General features: G+C 62.1%; 6 protein-coding genes and 1 pseudogene. All 7 read left to right on the top strand.

The genetic code is table 11. The features are described from left to right. Positions 1-301: pseudogene (locus ABY403_RS13885) on the top strand (cytochrome c oxidase subunit II); the annotation flags it as partial. Between the two features lie 7 nt (positions 302-308). Beyond that, the gene (gene cyoE, locus ABY403_RS13880) at positions 309-1,241 is read left to right on the top strand and encodes a heme o synthase (protein ID WP_372841422.1); all 933 of its coding nucleotides are present in this window, start codon (positions 309-311) and stop codon (positions 1,239-1,241) included. Then, positions 1,241-1,432 (top strand): hypothetical protein, encoded by a 192-nt coding sequence (locus tag ABY403_RS13875; protein ID WP_372841421.1) that lies wholly within the window; start codon positions 1,241-1,243, stop codon positions 1,430-1,432. The genes cyoE and ABY403_RS13875 overlap by 1 nt, the downstream gene beginning before the upstream one ends. Further along, positions 1,429-1,998, top strand: coding sequence for a cytochrome c oxidase assembly protein (locus tag ABY403_RS13870; protein ID WP_372841420.1), 570 nt, complete (start codon positions 1,429-1,431; stop codon positions 1,996-1,998). Before ABY403_RS13875 ends, ABY403_RS13870 begins: the two co-directional genes overlap by 4 nt. Before the next feature lie 16 nt (positions 1,999-2,014). Beyond that, on the top strand, positions 2,015-2,815 hold the full coding sequence (locus ABY403_RS13865; RefSeq protein ID WP_372841419.1) for a cytochrome c oxidase subunit 3: 801 nt from the start codon (positions 2,015-2,017) through the stop codon (positions 2,813-2,815). A gap of 68 nt (positions 2,816-2,883) precedes the next feature. After that, on the top strand, positions 2,884-3,558 hold the full coding sequence (locus tag ABY403_RS13860; RefSeq protein ID WP_372841418.1) for an SURF1 family protein: 675 nt from the start codon (positions 2,884-2,886) through the stop codon (positions 3,556-3,558). Between the two features lie 11 nt (positions 3,559-3,569). Further along, on the top strand, positions 3,570-4,465 hold an 896-nt coding region (thrC, locus tag ABY403_RS13855), incomplete at its 3' end, for a threonine synthase (RefSeq protein WP_372841417.1).

The raw sequence follows: 4,465 nt of genomic DNA, 5'->3' as shown, positions 1-4,465 counted from the left end.
CGTGCCGATCGGCAAGACTGTTGTGCTGCAAATCACCGCCGCCGATGTGATCCATTCGTGGGCGATGCCCGCCTTTGCGATCAAGCAGGATGGCGTGCCGGGGCGTATTGCGCAGGCGTGGTTCAAGGCCGAACAGGAAGGAATCTATTTCGGCCAGTGCTCCGAGCTTTGCGGGCAGGCCCATGCCTATATGCCGATCACCGTGAAAGTCGTCAGCGAAGAGGCCTATGCCGAATGGCTGGCGCGCCAGAAGCTGGCCTCGGCGGCACCGGTAGAGCCCTTGCGGCTGGCAGCGAACTGAACCGCCCATGACTGATATCAGCGTATTCGATCACAGCAACGAGGCCCGCTTTGGGGACTACGTTGCGCTGCTGAAGCCGCGCGTGATGTCGCTGGTGGTATTCACCGCAATGGTGGGTCTGCTGGTGGCGCCGGTCTCGGTGCACCCGTTCGTGGCCTTCACCGCGATCCTGTTCATCGCGCTTGGCGGCGGTGCTTCGGGCGCACTCAACATGTGGTATGACGCCGATATCGACGCGGTGATGCGCCGCACGCGCAGCCGCCCGGTTCCCTCGGGGCGGGTTGGCGCGGGTGAGGCGCTGGGCCTTGGCCTTGGCCTTTCGGGGCTGTCGGTGATGATGTTGTCGTTGGCGGGCAACCTGTTCGCAGGTCTGTTCCTTGCCTTCACCATCTTCTTCTACGCAGTCGTCTATACCGTATGGCTGAAGCGGCGCACGCCGCAGAACATCGTCATCGGGGGTGCCGCCGGTGCATTTCCGCCGATGATCGGCTGGGCCGTGGCGACCGGTGGCATTGCCCCGGAATCAATCGCCATGTTCGCGCTGGTGTTTCTGTGGACGCCCCCGCATTTCTGGTCGTTGGCGCTGTTCATGAAAGAGGACTACTCGAACGCGGGCGTGCCGATGCTGACTGTCACGCATGGTCGGCCCGCGACGCGGCGGCACATTCTGGCCTATACGCTGGTGCTGGCCCCGGTGGCGCTGGCCACCGCCTTCACGTCGATCGGCGGGCCGCTTTACCTTGCGGTTTCTGTCGCGTTCAACCTAGCCTTCGTGGTCGGTGCATTTCGGCTTTTGGGCCGCGATGAGGCGGTGGCCGAGGCCGATGGATACCGTGCCGAAAAGCGGTTCTTCCGCTTTTCGCTAGCGTATCTCTTCGGCCATTTCACCGCGCTTTTGGCCGAGGCTGCGCTGCATTCATTTAACCTTGGGGGCTGGTAATGGCGATCACGCGTGACCACGAATTGCATACGCGCCGCTTTGGCCGCAACCTTGGGCTGGGGCTGGCGCTTGCCGCCTTGGTGGCGCTGGTGTTCGGCTTGACCATCGCCAAGGTCGAGCGTGGCGAGCCGATTCAGGCTTATGACCACCAGCCGCGAGTCGATCTGCTACCGGCGGAACCTGTAAAATGAACCCCAATACGCGCCTTGCCGCCCGGCTAGTGGGCATTGTGCTGGTGATGGGCGTGCTCGCCTGGGTGGCGGTGCCGTTTTACAGCTGGTTCTGCCGCACCACTGGCTATGGCGGTACGACCAACGTGGCCGAACGCGGCTCGGACGTCATCCTCGATGAAACCATCACTGTGCGGTTCGACGCCAATGTGGCACCAGAGATGGAATGGCAGTTCCGCCCCATGCAGAACGAAATGACGCTGCGCATCGGCGAAACCGGCCTTGCGTTTTACGAGGCTTACAACCCGACCGATCGGGTGATCGCAGGCACTGCCAGCTACAATGTCAGCCCCGATCTTGCGGGCTATTACTTCGACAAGATCGACTGCTTCTGCTTCACCGAACAGGTGCTTCAGCCCGGCGAGCGGGTGGAAATGCCGGTTTCGTTCTATGTCGATCCGGCGTTGGTGGATGACCGTGATGCCGGGCGCATCCGCTTTATAACGCTGTCTTACACCTTCTATGAAACCGATTTGCCACAGGTGCAGGCGCAGGCCGCCCCTGTGAGCCAGCCCCCCGTCAACTGACCAAGCGGAGACCCCGATGGCGCACGCAAAAAACCACGACTACCATATTCTTCCGCCCTCGCTCTGGCCGCTTCTAAGCGCGGTTGGTGCCTTCGTGATGCTGTTTGGCGCAGCAATCTGGATGAAAGGCATGACCCCGTGGGTGTTCGCGGGTGGCACGGTTCTAGTGGCCTATACGATGTTCGGCTGGTGGTCCGACATGGTGGCCGAGGGCAATGGGGGCGAACATACCCCGGTCGTGCGGATTGGTCTGCGCTATGGCATGCTGCTGTTCATCATTTCCGAGGTGATGTTCTTTTCGGCGTGGTTCTGGAGCTTTTTCAAACACGCCATGTATCCGATGGGTCCTGAAAGCCCCGCCGTCGATGGCGTCTGGCCGCCTGCGGGGATCATGCCCTTTGACCCTTGGCATTTGCCGTTGATGAACACGCTGATCCTGCTTTTGTCCGGCATCACGCTGACTTGGGCGCACCACGCGCTGGTGCATGGCGGCCCGCGCCGCGAAGTGATGCAGGGGCTGTTGCTGACGGTTCTTCTGGGCCTGTCGTTCACCGGGCTTCAAGCCTATGAATACAGCCACGCCGCCTTCGGGCTTTCGGGCAACATCTACGGCGCGGTATTCTACATGGCGACCGGGTTTCACGGCGCGCATGTGATCATCGGCACGATCTTCCTGTTCATTTGCCTGTTGCGGGTGCGCGCGGGCAATTTTACCGCCAAGGAGCATGTCGGGTTTGAAGCCGCTGCCTGGTATTGGCACTTTGTCGATGTGGTCTGGCTCTTCCTGTTCGCTTCGATCTATATCTGGGGCCGATAAGCCCACCAATGCGCAGCTTACATCGGCGCGGGGGGCAACCCCCGCGCCTTCGCTATTGAAAGGGCCCCATGCGCCGCTACGTGTTTCCCTTGATCCTTGGGCTGGTCGGTGTGGCTATCCTGCTGTCGCTCGGCGTCTGGCAGTTGCGGCGGTTGGAATGGAAAGAGTCGCTGCTGGCCGAGATTACCGCAAAGATAGGCGCAGACCCGCTTCCGCTTCCGGCAACGGGGGCGGGCGAGTCGCTGAAATACACCCCCGTCGCAGTGAATGGCTCGACCACCGGGCAAGAGATTCTGGTGCTGACCGGAATGCAGGGTGTGGGCCCCGGCTATGAGGTGATCGCCTCATTCGAGACTGCCGAGGGGCGACGGGTCCTGATCGACCGTGGTTTTGTGCCCGAAGACGCGCGGCGCACGCCAAGGCCCGCCGTGACCTTGACCGTCACCGGCAATCTGCACTGGCCGCATGAAACCGACAAATATACCCCACCCCCAGACCTTGCCGCCGGGGTCTGGTTTGCGCGCGACGTGCCCGCGATGGCCGCGCACCTTGGGACCGAGCCGCTTTTGGTGGTGGCCGCCAGCGTCACGGGCGACGCGCAAGGCATCACCCCGGTGCCAATCGGCATCGAGGGTATTCGCAACGAACACCTCACCTATGCCATCACTTGGTTTCTGCTTGCCCTCGCATGGTCGGGGATGACAGCGTTTCTTCTGTGGCGTATCAGGCAAAAACAATTCTGAAGGCAGGTTTCATGCGCTATGTTTCGACCCGCGGGCAGAGCCCCGCGCTGACTTTCGGCGAAGCGATGCTGACCGGGCTTGCGCGCGACGGCGGGCTTTATGTGCCTGAAGCGATCCCGACGCTGTCCGAAGCCGAGATCGAGGCGCTTGCCGGCTTATCCTATGAAGCCACCGCGTTTCGCGTAATGCGGCCTTTACTTGCTGAAACCTTCAGCGATGCAGAGCTTGAGGGGGCGCTTTCGCGCGCCTACGCAGGTTTTGGCCACGCCGCGCGCGCGCCCTTGGTTCAGCTTGGCCCCGGCCATCATCTGCTAGAGCTGTTCCACGGGCCGACGCTGGCGTTCAAAGACTTCGCCATGCAGGTGATCGGGCAGCTCTTTCAGCTTGAACTCGCGCGCCAGGGCCGCCGCATCACCATTGTCGGTGCCACCTCGGGCGATACAGGCTCGGCGGCGATCGAGGCGTTTCGCGGGCTTGAAAACGTCGATGTGTTCATCCTCTTTCCGCATGGCCGCGTTTCGGATGTGCAGCGCCGCCAGATGACCACACCGGTTGAAGCCAACGTGCACGCGCTGGCCATCGACGGCGATTTCGACGATGCACAGGCGCGGCTGAAGGACATGTTCAACGACCACGCTTTCCGCGACGAGGTGGGGCTCGCGGGCGTGAACTCGATCAACTGGGGCCGGGTGCTGGCGCAGGTTGTTTATTACTTCACAGCCGCCGTCAGCCTTGGCGCGCCGCGCCGCGAGGTCGATTTCACCGTGCCCACCGGCAATTTTGGTGACATTTTCGCAGGCTATATCGCGCGCGAAATGGGTTTGCCGATCCGGCGGTTGGTGATTGCCACCAACCAGAACGACATTCTGCACCGCTGCCTTGCCACGGGCCGGTACGAAACGCGCGG

The sequence above is a fragment of the Phaeovulum sp. genome (assembly GCF_041596715.1).
GTDB lineage: Bacteria > Pseudomonadota > Alphaproteobacteria > Rhodobacterales > Rhodobacteraceae > UBA6213.
This window is presented reverse-complemented; position numbering and strand designations above follow the sequence as displayed.

What these genes read in the sequence shown, in the direction of transcription:
- cyoE (WP_372841422.1), top strand. Translation starts at nt 309, where the DNA reads ATGACTGATATCAGCGTATTCGATCACAGCAACGAGGCCCGCTTTGGG.
- ABY403_RS13875 (WP_372841421.1), top strand. Translation starts at nt 1,241, where the DNA reads ATGGCGATCACGCGTGACCACGAATTGCATACGCGCCGCTTTGGCCGC.
- ABY403_RS13870 (WP_372841420.1), top strand. Translation starts at nt 1,429, where the DNA reads ATGAACCCCAATACGCGCCTTGCCGCCCGGCTAGTGGGCATTGTGCTG.
- ABY403_RS13865 (WP_372841419.1), top strand. Translation starts at nt 2,015, where the DNA reads ATGGCGCACGCAAAAAACCACGACTACCATATTCTTCCGCCCTCGCTC.
- ABY403_RS13860 (WP_372841418.1), top strand. Translation starts at nt 2,884, where the DNA reads ATGCGCCGCTACGTGTTTCCCTTGATCCTTGGGCTGGTCGGTGTGGCT.